Source organism: Modicisalibacter xianhensis (assembly GCF_900113605.1).
Classification (GTDB): domain Bacteria; phylum Pseudomonadota; class Gammaproteobacteria; order Pseudomonadales; family Halomonadaceae; genus Modicisalibacter; species Modicisalibacter xianhensis.
This window is the reverse complement of record NZ_FOPY01000006.1, coordinates 52,094-67,803: the sequence shown is the minus strand read 5'-3', so window position 1 is coordinate 67,803 and position 15,710 is coordinate 52,094. Positions and strand designations below refer to the sequence as shown.

Here is a 15,710-nt window from a genome sequence, read left to right as displayed (position 1 = left end):
CGTGGGCCGTCCGCGGCGAAGCCGAATTGAAGTCAATGTACCGATCGAGGTGAACTCCAACGCCGCAGGGCCGACGTACAGGGACATTCCACCCCGGTGCCTATAACCGATTAGCCGCTGATTGTATACTCGACAGTTTGTGAATTCATGGGCCAACGGTGCTTCACCAATGACACAGTCGACGCCAGACGTGACAACCTTTCAGGGCCTGATCCTCGCCCTGCAGCAGTACTGGGCCGAAAAGGGCTGCGTGGTCATGCAGCCCCTGGACATGGAAGTCGGCGCCGGGACCTTTCACCCGGCTACGTTCCTGCGCTCCATCGGCCCCGAAACCTGGAATGCCGCCTACGTACAGCCGTCGCGCCGCCCCACCGATGGGCGGTACGGCGAGAATCCCAACCGCCTGCAGCATTACTACCAATTCCAGGTGGTAATGAAGCCCTCCCCGGCAAACTTTCAGGAACTTTACCTCGGTTCTCTCGAGCGTCTGGGCATCGACCCGCTGGTGCATGACATCCGTTTTGTCGAAGACAACTGGGAATCGCCGACCCTGGGGGCCTGGGGGCTGGGCTGGGAAATCTGGCTCAACGGCATGGAAGTGACCCAGTTCACCTATTTCCAGCAGGCCGGTGGCATCGAGTGCTACCCGGTCACCGGTGAGCTCACCTACGGCCTTGAGCGCATCGCCATGTACCTGCAGGACGTCGACAGCGTCTATGACCTGGTGTGGACCGTGGCGCCCGACGGCTCCAAGGTCACCTATGGCGATGTCTACCTGCAGAACGAGCGCGAGCAATCGACATACAATTTCGAATATGCCGATGTGCAGGCCCTGTTCGCCAGCTTCGACCACCTCGAAGGCGAATGCGCCAAGTTGCTCGAAGCCAACCTGCCCCTGCCCGCTTACGAGATGGTGCTCAAGGCCTCGCACACCTTCAACCTGCTCGACGCTCGTCACGCCATCTCGGTGACCGAGCGACAACGCTACATCCTGCGTGTGCGCACCATGGCCCGTGACGTGGCCCACGCCTATTTTGATTCGCGCAAGGCGGCCGGCTTCCCCATGGCCTCCGACGCCCTGCGCCAGGAACTACTTGCCCAAGAGCCGCTAGCCGAAGAGGGAGACGCGTGAGCATGGCATCCAACACCCTACTGGTCGAACTGGGCGTCGAGGAACTGCCGCCGGGCGCCATCGACAGTCTCTCCGACTCACTGGCCTCCGGCATCGCTGCCGGCCTGCGCGAGGCCGAGGTCGAGTTCGGCGAGGTGCGCGCCTACGCCACGCCGCGCCGTCTGGCCGTGCAGATCGACGCCCTCGCCGAAAAACAGCCCGACCGCCAGATCGAGCGTCGCGGCCCTGCACTGGCAGCGGCGTTCAAGGATGGCGAACCGACCCGGGCCGCCCAGGGCTTCGCCCAGTCGTGTGGCGTCAGTGTCGACGAACTGATTCATCTGGAAACCGACAAAGGCACCTGGCTAGGCTATCGTTACGAGCAGACTGGGGAAGCGGTGACCGCCCTGCTGCCCACCATCGCTGCCAAGGCGGTCGCTGCCTTGCCTGTCCCCAAGAACATGCGCTGGGGTGTCTCGCGAATCGAATTCTCGCGTCCGGTGCATTGGCTAGTCATGCTTTACGGCAGCGATGTAGTGGAGGCCGAGATCCTTGGCCTCAAGTCCGGTCGTGAGACACGCGGGCACCGTTTCCATGCGCCGCAGGCCATTGCACTCCCCAATGCCAACGATTACCTGGCTGTCCTGGAAGACGCCTACGTGCTGGCCGACCGCCAGCGTCGCCGCGAGAGCATCCGCGAGCAGGTGTTGGCCGAGGCCGAGGTTCAGGAAGCCACGGCAGTGATCGACGAGGACTTGCTCAACGAAGTCAGTGGTCTGGTGGAATGGCCGGTAGCGCTGGCTGGCAGCTTCGACGAGCGCTTCCTCGAGGTGCCTGCGGAGTGCCTGATCTCATCGATGAAGGCCAACCAGAAGTACTTCCACCTGCTCGATGGCGACGGCAAGCTCAAGCCGACCTTCATCACCATTTCCAATATCGACAGTCGCGATCCGCAGCAGGTCATCGAGGGCAACGAAAAGGTCATTCGCCCTCGCCTGGCCGACGCCGCGTTCTTCTACGAGACCGATCTCAAGCATAGCCTGGCGTCGCGTCGCGATGGCCTGGCAAGCGTGGTGTTCCAGCAGCAGCTTGGCACCTTGGCCGACAAGGCCGATCGCAGCGAGGCCGTGGCCCGCTACATTGCCGAACGCATCGAAGGCGACAGCGAGCATGCCGCGCGTGCTGCGCAACTCGCCAAGTGCGACCTGGTCAGCGAGATGGTTCTCGAATTCCCCGAATTGCAGGGCATTATGGGCTGCTATTATGCGCGTCACGATGGCGAGCCCGAGGACGTCGCCCTGGCCATGCAGGAGCAATACCTGCCACGCTTCGCCGCCGATGACATTCCGCAGACCAGGACCGGTCTGGCCCTGGCGCTGGCTGATCGTCTCGATACCCTGACTGGTATCTTTGGCATCGGCCAGCGTCCCACTGGCGCCAAGGACCCGTTCGCCTTGCGGCGTGCCGCCATCGGCGTGCTCAACATACTGATCAAGGCCGAGCTCGATCTGGATTTGCGCGAATTGCTCGAACAGGCTGCCGCACAGCACCGCGACCTGCCCAAGGCCGAGGGGCTGGTCGACGAAGTGCTCGAGTACATGCTCGACCGTTTCCGCGCCTGGACCCAAGACGAGGGTATCGCTGTCGAAGTCTATCTCGCCGTACGCTCGCGCCCGGTAACCCGTCCGCTGGATTTCGCCCGTCGCACCCGTGCTGTGCATTCATTCAGCCAGCGCGAGGAAGCTGCCGCCCTGGCCGCGGCCAACAAGCGTGTTTCCAATATCCTCGCCAAGCAGGGCGATGACATTTCCCTCCATGTCGCCAGTGACCTGCTAGCCGAAGATGCCGAGCGCGCCCTGGCCGATGCCCTGGAGGCGCGCCGTCGCGAGGTAGCCCCGCTATTCGCCGAGGCGCGTTACAGCGAGGCACTGGATGCCCTGGCTGCGCTGCGTGAGCCTGTCGACACCTTCTTCGACAAGGTCATGGTCATGGCCGATGACGAGGCCGTGCGCCGCAATCGCTTGGCACTGCTGGCTAACCTTCAAGGGCTGTTCCTCGAAGTGGCGGATATCGCCGAACTGCAGCAGTAAGCCATTCGCTATACTGAATGACACACCCAAGGCCGGTATCTAGCCGGCCTTTTTCATGCGCACTGTTTCACGTGAAACACGGGCTAGCATCTTGGCGAAGTGTTTCACGTGAAACATGACAGGAGCCTTCAGATCATGAGCCAGCAGCCGCTCCCTACCCAACCCTACGACCTGGTGCCACAAAAAGTGGTGATCCTCGACCGCGACGGGGTCATCAACGAGGACTCCGACGAGTACATCAAATCGCTCGATGAGTGGAAGCCCTACCCTCAGGCCATCGAGGCCATCGCTCACCTGTCCCAGCATGGCTGGACGATTGCCGTGGCGACCAATCAGTCTGGCATCGCTCGCGGTTATTACGACGAGGCAGAACTGACCCGCATGCACGAACGCCTGCAGCATCTCGTACGCGACGCCGGAGGTGACATTGCCCACATTGCCTATTGTCCCCACGGACCTGATGACGATTGCGTCTGCCGTAAGCCGCGTGTCGGCTTGCTCGACGAAATTCAGGCTGTACTGAAACTGGAAAGTCTCGATGGAGCCTGGCTGGTCGGCGATAGCCTGCGTGACCTGCAGGCAGGTGAAAGCAAAGGATGCCATGGCGTTCTGGTGCGCACCGGCAAGGGACATCGCACCGAGGCCAAGGGAGGATTGGCTAATGTCAGGATATTCGATGATCTGGCGGGCTTCGCCTATTTTTTACAACCCTTGCACTGAACCAACCAAAGCACCCTGTAGCGAGGCGAATTCAAATGGCATCAGACGACCCGATGGCATCTCTACCATTGACACTCGCCGACATAGACGCTTCGACCTGGGTTGAACTTGTCAATGCCGTGGCCGACCCGCAGTCAGGCTTTCGCTACTTGACCCTCTGCTCTGTCGATGCCGAGAGCAAACCGCAAGCGCGCATGGTTGTCTTGCGCGACGCGGATAGGGCAACGCGGACACTCGCCTTTCATACTGATGTACGCAGCCCCAAGTGGCTGGAGTTATCCAGAAACCCTCACATGACAATTCTGGGCTTCTGCGGCCAGACCCGACTTCAGCTTCGATTGCAGGGAACAGCCAGGATTTACTCGCCAGATAGCGCCGTTGCCAACCACGCCTGGCAGGCCCTACCTAGCTGGACACGCCAAACCTACACGGGAGGACCACCCGGGAACGAGCACGCTGACGCCACCCTCACTGAAACCGATGCACTGCAGGGGACACACGATACGAAAGGCAAGATGCATTTCGGAGTTATCCATTTCAAGACCAGGACGCTGGACTGGCTTCAACTGAGGCGGCGACACAATCTAAGGGCAAGGTTGTCTTACGATGCCTCAGGTATCCTTGTTGACGTTCGATGGATCAATCCGTAGCCCTGCACTTCGCGCCAGCCGTTACAGACCTTTCCTTCCGCATCGCCGCCACGCCGGACCGCTAGTGCAGTAAACGATATACACTCATGCAGAGGAATTATCCTCTCCACGCCGGGGACCACAGAGCCCATTCGATTTACATCGATCCGCCCGTCTCAATATCTACACTCTCATGCTGCGCAGCAAGACAGTGGCGGTTATTTGCACAGCACAGGCTGTTAACTGGGTTGAACTCTCTGCATTTTGTGCATTTAACTTATTGATTATTCTAGTTTTGCTGCGCAGCAAGAGACCCATGACTGCGAAGCAGATTTGCCTTCACTCAGGGGGAATGGTTTAACGTTCAGTCGCTGGTAGGCTACTATCTACCTCATTGCAATAAAAAACCCGGCCTCGCAAGAAGCCGGGTTGGATGAAACCAGTCCCAGTGGACAACGATCACACGTCCAAATTAGCCATCAGCGCAAACTGTTCGATGAAGTCACGCCGCGGCTCTACCTCGTCGCCCATCAGCGTGTTAAACATCATGTCGGCCGCGACAGCGTCCTCGATCGACACGCGAAGCATGCGCCGTGTTTCAGGGTCCATGGTGGTTTCCCAAAGCTGGTCGGGGTTCATCTCACCCAGCCCCTTGTAACGCGAGATAGAAAGACCTCGCTGGGCTTCCGCCATCAGCCAGTCGAGCGCTTCATAGAAGGTGGTCACCGGCTTGCTACGCTCGCCTCGCGATACGTAGGCCCCCTCTTCCAGCAGGTTATTGAGCGTTTCACCCAGGGCTGCCATGGCGCGATAATCGGCACTCTGGAAGAAATCCAGCCCCCAGACGTAATCCGTCGTCACACCATGAGCCGTCAGCGCCACGCTCGGCAGGAAGATGCCACGTTCGGTATCCTCCTGCAGCTGGAAGACATGCCGCGGCCCGCCTTCGTAAGCTACCAGAGCATCCATCTCCGCCTGCAAGAACTCGATCCAGTTCTGCATCGTCACGCGATCCTTGAGGCTCTCTTCGCCTTTCAGGGTCGCGGCATGAACGATCTTGCGCAGCACCTCGTTGGGATAGACGCGCGACAAACGGTCGATGCGCTTCATCACGTCACGATACTGGCTCACCAGCGTCTCGAGCTGTTCGCCACCGATTCCCGGTGCATCGGCGTGCACATGCAGGCGAGCGCCATCCAGGGCAGTCGAGGTGAGATAGTCGAGCAGCGCCTGTTCGTCCTTGAGATACATCTCCTGCTTGCCTCGCTTGATCTTGTACAGCGGCGGCTGGGCGATGAACACATGGCCACGCTCGATCAATTCGGGCATCTGGCGGAAGAAGAACGTCAGCAGCAGCGTACGGATATGCGAGCCATCGACGTCGGCGTCGGTCATGATGATGATCGAGTGGTAGCGCAACTTGTCCGGGTTGAACTCCTCTCGCCCGATGCCGCAGCCCAAGGCGGTAATCAGCGTACCCACCTCTGCGGACGACAGCATCTTGTCGAAGCGCGCCTTCTCGACGTTGAGGATCTTGCCCTTGAGCGGCAGGATCGCCTGGGTACGCCGGTCGCGGCCCTGCTTGGCACTGCCGCCCGCCGAGTCACCCTCGACCAGGTAAAGTTCGGAGAGGCTGGGATCCTTCTCCTGACAGTCGGCCAGCTTGCCAGGCAGGCCGGCGATATCCAGCGCTCCCTTGCGACGCGTCATGTCGCGCGCCTTGCGCGCCGCTTCGCGGGCCCGCGCCGCCTCGAGCATCTTGTTGACGATCGACTTGGCCTCGTTGGGATGCTCGATGAGGTAATCTGACAACTGGCGACCTAGTTCCTGCTCTACGGCTGTCTTGACCTCGGAGGAAACCAGCTTGTCCTTGGTCTGCGAGGAGAACTTGGGATCGGGCACCTTGACCGAAATGATCGCCGTCAGGCCTTCGCGAGCGTCGTCGCCGGATGTGCTGACCTTGGCTTTCTTGAGCAGCCCCTCGGCCTCGATATAGTTGTTCAATGAGCGCGTCAGCGCTGCACGAAACCCGGCCAAGTGCGTTCCGCCATCACGCTGCGGAATGTTGTTGGTGTAGCAGAAGATGTTTTCGGAGAAGGTATCGTTCCACTGCATCGCCACCTCGACGGTGACGCCATCATCACGATCCACGGAGAAGTGGAACACCTGGTTGAGCACGCTCTTGTTGGTGTTGAGATGATCGACGAAGGCCTTGAGCCCGCCACCGTAATGGAAGAGTTCTTCCTTGCCGCTCCGTTCATCGAGCAGGCGAATGGCCACGCCGGAGTTCAAAAATGACAGCTCGCGCAGACGCTTGGCGAGTATGTCGTAGTGAAACTCGATATGCGTGAAGGTGTCCTTGGACGGACGGAAGTGCACCCGCGTGCCGCTTTTCTCAGTCTGACCGACGATCGCCAGGGGGGCCTGAGGGACACCATGCTGATACATCTGTTCGTAGACGTCGCCGCTGCGCCAGATGGTCAGCTTGAGTTCTTCGGAGAGCGCATTGACCACGGAAACCCCGACACCGTGCAACCCACCGGACACCTTGTAGGAATTGGCGTCGAACTTGCCCCCCGCGTGGAGTACGGTCATGATCACTTCGGCTGCCGACACCCCCTCTTCCGAGTGGATGTCGGTGGGAATGCCTCGCCCATTATCACTGACCGTGATCGACTCGTCCGGATGGATGATGACACGAATTTCGCTGCAGTACCCCGCCAATGCCTCGTCGATGGAGTTATCCACCAGCTCGAACACCATGTGGTGCAGGCCAGTCCCATCGTCGGTATCGCCGATGTACATACCTGGACGCTTGCGTACCGCATCCAGGCCCTTGAGAACCTTGATACTCGATGAGTCGTAAGCCTGTTCGCTCATTGGCTACTCCGTCGTGAAGTCGTACTGTCCATGGTCCATGAGCCGCCCCTGTTTCACGTGAAACATCGCGACTGCGGTTTCCGGCTGCCACAGGCCGGCCAGCGCTTCGCGCTCGACACTGGTGATGAAGACCTGACACTGCATGCGCTCCAGCCAGCGGCAGAAAGCCTGCCGGTGCTCGATGTCCAGCTCTGCAGGCAAGTCGTCGATGAGGTAGATGCAGGTCCGCCCCGTCAAGGCTTCCAGCAGGCGCCCCTGCGCAAGTTTCATGGCGCTGACCACCAGCTTTTGCTGCCCCCGGGATAGCACCTCGACGGCAGGGCGACGCTCCAGCCTGATGCGCAGGTCGGCGCGTTGCGGGCCTTGTTGGGTAAATCCCATCTGGCTATCGCTGTCACGCCCCTGCTCCAGCACCTCGGCCAGCGCACGGCTGCGATCCCAGCCCCGACTGTATTTCAGCGATAGGCCGGGCAACGACAGCAGGCCTGCCAGCGTCTCCTCGAAGACCGGCAGAAAGCGTTCCACATAGGCCTCGCGTAGTGCATCGAGCCGTTCGCTCCACTGCACCAGCTCATGCTCCCAGACCCTGATGGACTGAAGGTCGATTCTATCATGCCTAAGCAGGGCATTCCGATGTTTCAGCGCGCGACGGAACCCTTTCCAGACCGCAAAGAAGTCGTGTTTCACGTGAAACACTCCCCAATCGAGAAACTCGCGCCGAGAGGCAGGCGAGCCTTCGAGCAACCGGAAGGCATCGGGATTGATCAACTGCAAGGGCAAGGCCTCGGCCAGCTGTGCCACGCGCGCGACGCGCTCGCCTCCCAGGCGCATTTCCAGTTCACTGCTGGCACGTTGCCGACGGACACCCAGCGGCAAGGGAGGTGACCCCGACAGGCGGCCATGGAGTACCAGGGCATCGCTGTCATGGCCAATCGCATGCTTGACCTGTTGGGTACGGAACGAACGCCCCATACCCAACAGATGCACACCTTCAAGTACGCTGGTCTTGCCACTGCCATTGGCACCGAAGATCAGATTGATCCCGGCAGACGGACGCATGTCCAGCGAGTCGAGATTGCGTAGGCCCAGGAAGGTCAGACGGTCGAGAGGCATCGTTGCGCTCGGCGGCGGCGCAAGAGCGCCGCCGGTCGGAAGGATTAGAGGCGCATGGGCATGACAACGTAGAGGGCGTCGCCACCACCCGGCTCTTCCATGATTGCGCTACTGTTGGGGTCGGACAGGGTCATCTGAACACGACTCTCGTCGAGGGCATTGAGCACATCGATGAGATAGCCGACATTGAAGCCGATCTCCATGGCCGTACCGTCGTATTCGATAGCGACGTTTTCCTCGGCCTCTTCCTGCTCCGGATTGTTGGCCATGACGCGTAGATTGCCTTCTTCTAGGTTCAAGCGTACCCCGCGGTATTTCTCGTTGGAGAGAATCGAGGTACGCGAAAGGACCTGGCGTAGCTCGGCGCGCTCGGCAATGAAGGCCTTGTCACCCCCGCGCGGAATGACCCGCTCGTAATCGGGAAACTTGCCGTCGACCAGCTTGGAAGTAAAGGTGAATTCACCGGTGTGGGCACGAACATGATTGGCCCCCAGCGTCAGGCTGACCGGCTCATCGCTGTTGTCCAGCAGCCTGGCCAGCTCGAGGATACCCTTGCGTGGCACGATCAGCTTCTGCACCGGATCGACATCGACATCCGCCGACCGCGAGCAGACCGCCAGGCGGTGTCCGTCGGTCGCCACGGTGCGCACGATATGGTGGCCCAGTTCCAGCAGCATGCCGTTGAGGTAATAACGCACGTCCTGCTGCGCCATGGCAAAGGCCGTGGAGTCGATGAGATGCTTCAGCGTGCCGCGCGGCAGGCTGAGCTCCTGGGTGCTCTGGCCGTCCTCGATATTGGGAAATTCCGCGACAGGCAGCGTCGACAGGGTGAATCGCGAGCGCCCCGCGCGCAACACCGCCCGCCCCTCTTCCAGGCTGAAGTTGATCTCGGACTGATCCGGCAGCGACTTGCAGATATCCATCAGCTTGCGGGCCGGCACGGTAGCCGAGCCGGGCTCGTCGACGGTATTGGGCTCCGTGCGACCGATCAATTCGACTTCGAGGTCGGTACCGGTCAGGGATAGCTGGTTATCCTGCACCTCGAGCAGCACGTTGGACAGCACCGGCAGTGTCTGACGACGCTCGACCACACCAGCGACCAGCGTCAGCGGGCGCAGCAACGCTTCGCGGGAGATGGAAAATTTCATGAAGGCTCCACTCTTGAACTGGGTTCCTGGGCAACATTGTGCCATCGCATGACGATGGCTGCCGTGTGTCAGCTGGTCAGCAATCGCAGCAAATTCTTGTAATCCTCGCGGATGTCGGCGCTCTCCTCCTGCAAGGCCTGGACCTTGCGGCAGGCATGCAGCACGGTGGTATGGTCGCGACCACCGAAGGCATCACCGATTTCCGGCAAGCTGTGGTTGGTCAACTCCTTGGCCAACGCCATGGCGACCTGACGCGGCCGCGCCACCGAACGAGAACGTCGTTTGGACAGCAGGTCGGCAACCTTGATCTTGTAGTACTCGGCCACGGTACGCTGGATATTGTCCACGCCGACCTGCTTGTCCTGCAGGGCCAGCAGATCCTTGAGCGACTCGCGGATGAAGTCCTGGGTGATCGGCTTGCCCATGAAATGGGAGTCGGCAATGACCTTTTTCAGGGCGCCTTCCAGTTCGCGCACGTTGGAGCGGATCTTCTGGGCAATGAAGAAGGCCGCGTCATGCGGCAGGTCGACCTTGGCCTGATCGGCCTTCTTCATCAGGATGGCCACGCGCGTTTCCAGTTCCGGCGGTTCGATCGCCACCGTGAGTCCCCAGCCAAAGCGCGACTTGAGACGTTCTTCCACCCCGCTGATCTCCTTGGGGTAGCGATCCGAGGTGAGGATCATCTGCTGCCCCCCCTCGAGCAGCGCATTGAACGTATGGAAGAACTCTTCCTGAGAACGCTCCTTGCCGGCAAAGAACTGGATATCGTCGATCAACAATGCATCGACACTGCGGTAGAAACGCTTGAAGTCATTGATGGCATTGAGCTGCAGCGCCTTGACCATATCCGCCACGAAGCGCTCCGAGTGCAGATAGATCACTTTGGCGTTTTCGCGCTGCCCGGCAAGCTGGTTGCCGACGGCATGCATCAGGTGCGTCTTGCCCAGGCCAACTCCCCCGTAGAGGAACAAGGGGTTATAGGCGCCACCGGGATTTTCCGAGACCTGTCGTGACGCAGCCCGAGCCAGCTGGTTCGACTTACCTTCCACGAAGGTATCGAAGGTGAAGTTGGGGTTGAGGCCGCTCTGGTGCTTGAGGCTGCCTTCCACCTGGACCTGGCGCTCGCCCGTCGTCCCGCGCCGGGGCGTCTCCTCGCGCAACTGCTCAATTTCCTGCTCGTCGGCATAGTCGCCGCGCGCAGAAGTCTGTACGGCAGGCGCTGCGGGCTGCTGCTGGAAACGACTGGCCGAGACGGGGCTGCCCAGATCACGGGGTTGAGGGCTGGGCGCCGCACGACGACTACCCACCGCCAGGGTCACCTTGGGCGGCTTGGCTGGCGATAGCTCACGCAGCAATTCATTGATGCGCTTGAGATACTTGTCGCTGACCCAGTCTCGTACAAAGCGATTGGGCGCCAACAGACTCAGCTCGTTGGCGTCACCTTCTTCCGCCTGCAAGGGACGAATCCAGGTGTTGAACTGCTGCGAATTCAGCTCGTCCTGCAAAAAGCCAAGACATTGTTGCCAGAGAGCGACCGACACGCGACCTCACCATCCAGTTAGCGAATGACCGGGCATTGTATCGTCCTACGGACGAGTTATCCACACGCCATCCGCTTTGCTGGCCTTGTGGAAAACTTGCCCAAAGCCAGGTGGACAGAATCGGTATGATTGTGAGGATAACGCCTGCCTGTGGAGGAATCGCTAGTTATCCACACGACCGTCCCCGTGCCCCGCACCGCATGTCCGCAATTTCTCCACATCGATATCATTGTTATAAGTCATTCATATAAGTATTTTTTTGTTACTTATCCACAAATATTGCCCACAGTATTAATAACAACATCATCAGGTAAACCAAACATTATTGTAGTGAGTCGATAGACGACGAACGCCCCTAGGGGTACTTCGGCTTTTGCCTTTTTTCGATCCTAGGCACTGCCATCAAGCAAGGCGACAAACCCTGTGTGGATAAATGCGCTTAAAAATTGCACGCAGCTTGCGAATTCACTAGAATTCCCGACCTTGAACCGAATCCGCCCCGATTCCAGGTTGGAATCGGGGCACTCCGTTTTACCTCTCGTTCACTCAATCACGTGGGAAGCAGCAACTATGAAACGCACTTTTCAGCCCAGCGTACTGAAGCGCAAGCGCGTGCACGGTTTCCGTGCTCGTATGGCCACCAAGAACGGCCGCCAGGTCATTGCGCGTCGTCGCGCCAAGGGTCGCAAGCGTCTGAGCGCTTGATCCCGGTTGCGAATGTCCTGTCAGGGATTTCCCCGGCAGCTGCGTCTGCTGACCGCCGGGGAATATCGGCGCGTCTTCGACCAGGCCACCTACAAGATCCATGGCAAGGGGTTGCTGGCACTGGCCAGTGACAACGCGCTGGGATATCCGCGGGTGGGGCTGGTATTCAGCAAGAAGAACGTACGTCGTGCCGTCGATCGCAACCGCCTGAAACGCCTCGTGCGCGAATCCATTCGTCTGCAGCAGCATCGTTTGCCCGCTGTGGACATCGTCGTTTTGGCACGCCGCGGCGTCAACGATCTGGACAACGAGACACTGCATCGCCAGCTTTACGGCATGTGGCGTCGCCTGGAGAAGGATGTCCGCAAGCAAACGGCAGCCTCCTCACTCTCTTGACCGGATAGCAACAGCGCGGCCTCGCCATGCCCCCTCCGGCCATCGGTGCTGAACGAAGCCGCCAGAATGATCCATCACCCCACCGGGCAGATCCCCCATGGATGTAAAACGACTTCTTCTCGTGATACCGCTAGCGGTGCTCGCCTACCTGCTGGTAATCCAGTGGAATCAGGATTACGGCCAGCCTGACGTCAACGTCCCCAGTGCCCCCACTGTCAGCGAAGCGCCCCAGGGCGGCAACGACACATCCCCTGCGGATGATCAGGGCCTGGCGGCACCATCGGATGCCTCGGCGACGCCGGCCAGCAGCAACATGCCGGGCGAAGGCGCTGCCGACAACCGCCGCAGCCTTGTCCAGGTCGTCACCGACGTCCTCGACGTGCGCATCGATCCGCAGGGCGGCGACATCGTCTACGCTGCGCTCCCGCAGCATCTGCGCAGCCAGGATTCCGAGCACCCCTTCGTTCTGTTGTCAGACAATCAGGTGCGCAGTTACGTCGCCAAGTCCGGCCTGCAATTGGAGGGACATCAGGGACGTATCGCCTTCACCCCCGAACGGACCACCTACCGGCTCGAGCCGGATAGCGAGGCGCTGACCGTCGACCTGGCAGCCGAAGTCAACGGCGTCGATATCATCAAGCGCTTCACTTTCGAACGCGACAGCTACGCAGTGAACGTCAGCTACCACCTGGCCAACGAGAGCGAGACGCCGGTCACGGCCCGCTTCATCGGCCAGTTGGCCCGCGACAACAGCCCCGACCCGACCAGTGGCGTGTCCATGGGCATGAGTTCCTTCCTCGGTGCCGCCTATTCCTCACCCGACAGTCACTACGAGAAAGTCGACTTCGAGGACGTCCAAGCAGGCGGCTTCAACAATCGCGATGTCCAGGGCGGCTGGGTCGCGATCATCCAGCACTACTTCGTTTCCGCTTGGGTACCGGGCCAGGAGCAGCAGAATCTCTATTATGCGACGACCGATTCGCGTGACCGCAACGTTGCTGCCTTCGCCGGCCCGACCCGTACCCTTGCGCCAGGCAGCGAAGCAACGCTGGACGCCACGTTGTACCTGGGGCCCAAGGTGCAGGAACGCCTGGAAGAGGTCGCCCCCTACCTGGAGCTGACCGTCGACTTCGGCTGGCTGTGGTTCATTGCCAATCCGCTGTTCTGGCTGCTCGAGAAGATCCACAGCGTCATCGGCAACTGGGGCTGGGCGATCGTGGGTCTGACGGTCCTTGTCAAGCTCGTGCTGTTCCCGCTCTCCGCCACCGCCTACAAGTCGATGGCCAAGATGCGCAAGCTCGGCCCCGAGATGCAGCGCATCAAGGAGCAGTACGGCAACGATCGCCAGAAGATGTCCCAGGAGATGATGAAGTTCTATCAGAAGGAGAAGATCAATCCGCTGGGCGGCTGTCTTCCGATTCTGATCCAGATGCCGGTCTTCATCGCGCTCTACTGGATGCTGCTTGAATCCGTGGAACTGCGCCACGCGCCGTTCATCCTGTGGATAGACGACCTGTCGGTGAAGGATCCGTACTTCGTGCTGCCGATCCTGATGGGCATTTCCATGTTCGTGCAGCAGCAGTTGAACCCGACACCGCCGGACCCGACCCAGGCCAAGATCATGAAGATGCTGCCCATCGTCTTCACGTTCTTCTTCCTGTGGTTCCCGGCCGGTCTGGTCATCTACTGGATCGTCAACAACACCATCTCGATCCTTCAGCAGTGGTTCATCACACGCAAGCTGATGGCCGACCCGGCACCGGCCAGCAAGACCAAGTAAAGTCGCGATGCCAAGCCCAGACCCCCGCCCCGTGCGGGGGTCTGGCGTTTATGGCCTTCCCCCGCGACAATGTCGGCAAACACGAGAATGCCCATGCCCGATAGCCCGCTCTATACCCAGGACACCATTGCCGCCCTGGCCACGCCTTCCGGACGTGGCGGCGTCGGCATCGTTCGCGTCTCAGGGCCTGCCAGCCGCGAGATTGCCAGTCAGGTGCTGGGACACTGCCCGGCGCCACGTCATGCCCACTACGGCCCATTTGCGGGCCACGACGACCGCATCATCGATGAAGGCATCGCCCTGTACTTTTCGGGTCCCAATTCCTTTACCGGCGAAGACGTGCTCGAACTCCAGGGGCATGGGGGCCCAGTGATCATGGACCTGCTGCTCGAACGTTGTATCCAGCTTGGTGCACGCCTGGCCAGGCCCGGCGAATTCTCCGAGCGCGCCTTTCTCAACGACAAGCTCGATCTGGCACAGGCCGAGGCTATCGCCGACCTGATCGATGCCAGCTCGCGGGCCGCCGCCGAGAACGCGCTGCGTTCGCTGCAGGGCGAGTTCTCGCAGCGTGTCACGGCCCTGGTCGAGCGGCTTGTCGAACTGCGCATGTACGTCGAGGCGGCCATCGACTTTCCCGAGGAGGAGATCGACTTCCTGGCGGATGGAAAGGTCGCAGCAATGCTCGACGAGGTCCGCCAGGAGCTCGCCAGGGTGCGTGCGGCGGCAGGCCAGGGCTCGCTGATGCGCGAAGGCATGAGCGTGGTGATTGCCGGGCGTCCCAATGCCGGCAAGTCCAGCCTGCTCAACGCCCTGACCGAGCAGGACACTGCCATCGTCACCGACATCGAGGGCACCACACGCGATGTGTTGCGCGAGCATATCCATATCGACGGCATGCCACTACACATCATCGATACCGCAGGCCTGCGCGACACTCCCGATGCCGTGGAGCAGATCGGCGTAGCCCGCGCCTGGGCCGAAATCGAAAAAGCCGACCGCGTGCTGCTGCTGGTGGATGCGGCGGCTACCCAGGCGACCGATCCCATGGCGATCTGGCCGGAGTTCGTGGCGCGGCTGCCAGACCCTTCACGGCTCACATTGGTTCGCAACAAGATCGATGCCAGCCATGAAGCATCGGGTATCGATCTATCCACAACCCCACCGACCCTGCGTCTGTCGGCAAGGACCGGAGCGGGTGTGGATAACCTGAAGGAACATCTGAAGGACGTGATGGGCTACCGTACGACCACGGAAGGACGCTTTTCCGCGCGCCGCCGGCATCTGGATGCTCTGGACCGTGCAGAAGACGCCCTGGCCAATGGCGAAGCCCAGCTGCAGGGTTACGGGGCAGGGGAACTGCTGGCCGAGGACCTGCGTGACGCCCAGCAGGCCCTCGGCGAGATAACAGGCGAATTCAGTGCCGATGATCTGCTTGGCAAGATATTCGGCGAGTTCTGCATTGGGAAGTAAAATGGCCAAAAAGATCGAAAAGCATCCAACCAAATACAAATAAGCCATTGTTTTATAAAGAAATTTATTCTATTTCTTTGCAGGCAATTTGATCCGTTTTGCCCCCTCTTGCTCCGTGTGTGCTCCG

The 15,710-nt window shown here is 60.3% G+C and carries 12 protein-coding genes; 8 read left to right on the top strand and 4 right to left on the bottom strand.

The window, feature by feature from the left end:
• The first annotated feature begins 169 nt into the window (after positions 1-169).
• The 4 genes from glyQ (at position 170) to BM194_RS21115 (ending at position 4,571) form a co-directional block, all read left to right on the top strand.
• A complete protein-coding gene (glyQ, locus tag BM194_RS08300; RefSeq protein WP_092845637.1) occupies positions 170-1,132 on the top strand; it encodes a glycine--tRNA ligase subunit alpha in 963 nt (320 codons plus the stop codon).
• 2 nt (positions 1,133-1,134) lie between these two features.
• Complete coding sequence (glyS, locus tag BM194_RS08295) at positions 1,135-3,201, top strand: glycine--tRNA ligase subunit beta (RefSeq protein ID WP_092845635.1); 2,067 nt, start codon at positions 1,135-1,137, stop codon at positions 3,199-3,201.
• Between the two features lie 135 nt (positions 3,202-3,336).
• Positions 3,337-3,921, top strand: coding sequence for a D-glycero-beta-D-manno-heptose 1,7-bisphosphate 7-phosphatase (gene gmhB / locus BM194_RS08290; RefSeq protein WP_092845633.1), 585 nt, complete (start codon positions 3,337-3,339; stop codon positions 3,919-3,921).
• 35 nt (positions 3,922-3,956) lie between these two features.
• Positions 3,957-4,571, top strand: a complete 615-nt coding sequence (locus BM194_RS21115; RefSeq protein ID WP_218155383.1) for a pyridoxamine 5'-phosphate oxidase family protein — start codon at positions 3,957-3,959, stop codon at positions 4,569-4,571.
• 438 nt (positions 4,572-5,009) lie between these two features.
• On the opposite strand, the gene gyrB is transcribed toward BM194_RS21115, so the two are convergent.
• The 4 genes from gyrB to dnaA all read right to left on the bottom strand — a co-directional run bounded on the left by gyrB (position 5,010) and on the right by dnaA (position 11,232).
• The gene (gyrB, locus tag BM194_RS08280; RefSeq protein ID WP_092845631.1) at positions 5,010-7,430 is read right to left on the bottom strand and encodes a DNA topoisomerase (ATP-hydrolyzing) subunit B; all 2,421 of its coding nucleotides are present in this window, start codon (positions 7,428-7,430) and stop codon (positions 5,010-5,012) included.
• A gap of 3 nt (positions 7,431-7,433) precedes the next feature.
• Positions 7,434-8,543 carry a DNA replication/repair protein RecF gene (recF, locus tag BM194_RS08275; protein WP_092845629.1) on the bottom strand — a complete coding sequence of 370 codons (1,110 nt, stop codon included), beginning with the start codon at positions 8,541-8,543 and terminating at the stop codon, positions 7,434-7,436.
• A gap of 44 nt (positions 8,544-8,587) precedes the next feature.
• Positions 8,588-9,691, bottom strand: coding sequence for a DNA polymerase III subunit beta (dnaN, locus tag BM194_RS08270; RefSeq protein ID WP_092845627.1), 1,104 nt, complete (start codon positions 9,689-9,691; stop codon positions 8,588-8,590).
• 68 nt (positions 9,692-9,759) lie between these two features.
• The gene (gene dnaA / locus BM194_RS08265; RefSeq protein WP_092845625.1) at positions 9,760-11,232 is read right to left on the bottom strand and encodes a chromosomal replication initiator protein DnaA; all 1,473 of its coding nucleotides are present in this window, start codon (positions 11,230-11,232) and stop codon (positions 9,760-9,762) included.
• A gap of 570 nt (positions 11,233-11,802) precedes the next feature.
• Here dnaA and rpmH point away from each other — a divergent pair.
• From rpmH to mnmE, 4 genes are all read left to right on the top strand, one after another.
• Positions 11,803-11,937: a 50S ribosomal protein L34 gene (gene rpmH / locus BM194_RS08260; RefSeq protein WP_019019264.1), complete on the top strand. Its 135-nt coding sequence runs from the start codon at positions 11,803-11,805 to the stop codon at positions 11,935-11,937.
• Between the two features lie 12 nt (positions 11,938-11,949).
• Positions 11,950-12,333: a ribonuclease P protein component gene (rnpA, locus tag BM194_RS08255; protein WP_092845623.1), complete on the top strand. Its 384-nt coding sequence runs from the start codon at positions 11,950-11,952 to the stop codon at positions 12,331-12,333.
• 97 nt (positions 12,334-12,430) lie between these two features.
• Positions 12,431-14,113 carry a membrane protein insertase YidC gene (yidC, locus tag BM194_RS08250; RefSeq protein WP_092845621.1) on the top strand — a complete coding sequence of 561 codons (1,683 nt, stop codon included), beginning with the start codon at positions 12,431-12,433 and terminating at the stop codon, positions 14,111-14,113.
• A 93-nt stretch (positions 14,114-14,206) separates the two neighbouring features.
• Positions 14,207-15,583 carry a tRNA uridine-5-carboxymethylaminomethyl(34) synthesis GTPase MnmE gene (mnmE, locus tag BM194_RS08245; protein ID WP_092845619.1) on the top strand — a complete coding sequence of 459 codons (1,377 nt, stop codon included), beginning with the start codon at positions 14,207-14,209 and terminating at the stop codon, positions 15,581-15,583.
• Positions 15,584-15,710: the final 127 nt, after the last annotated feature.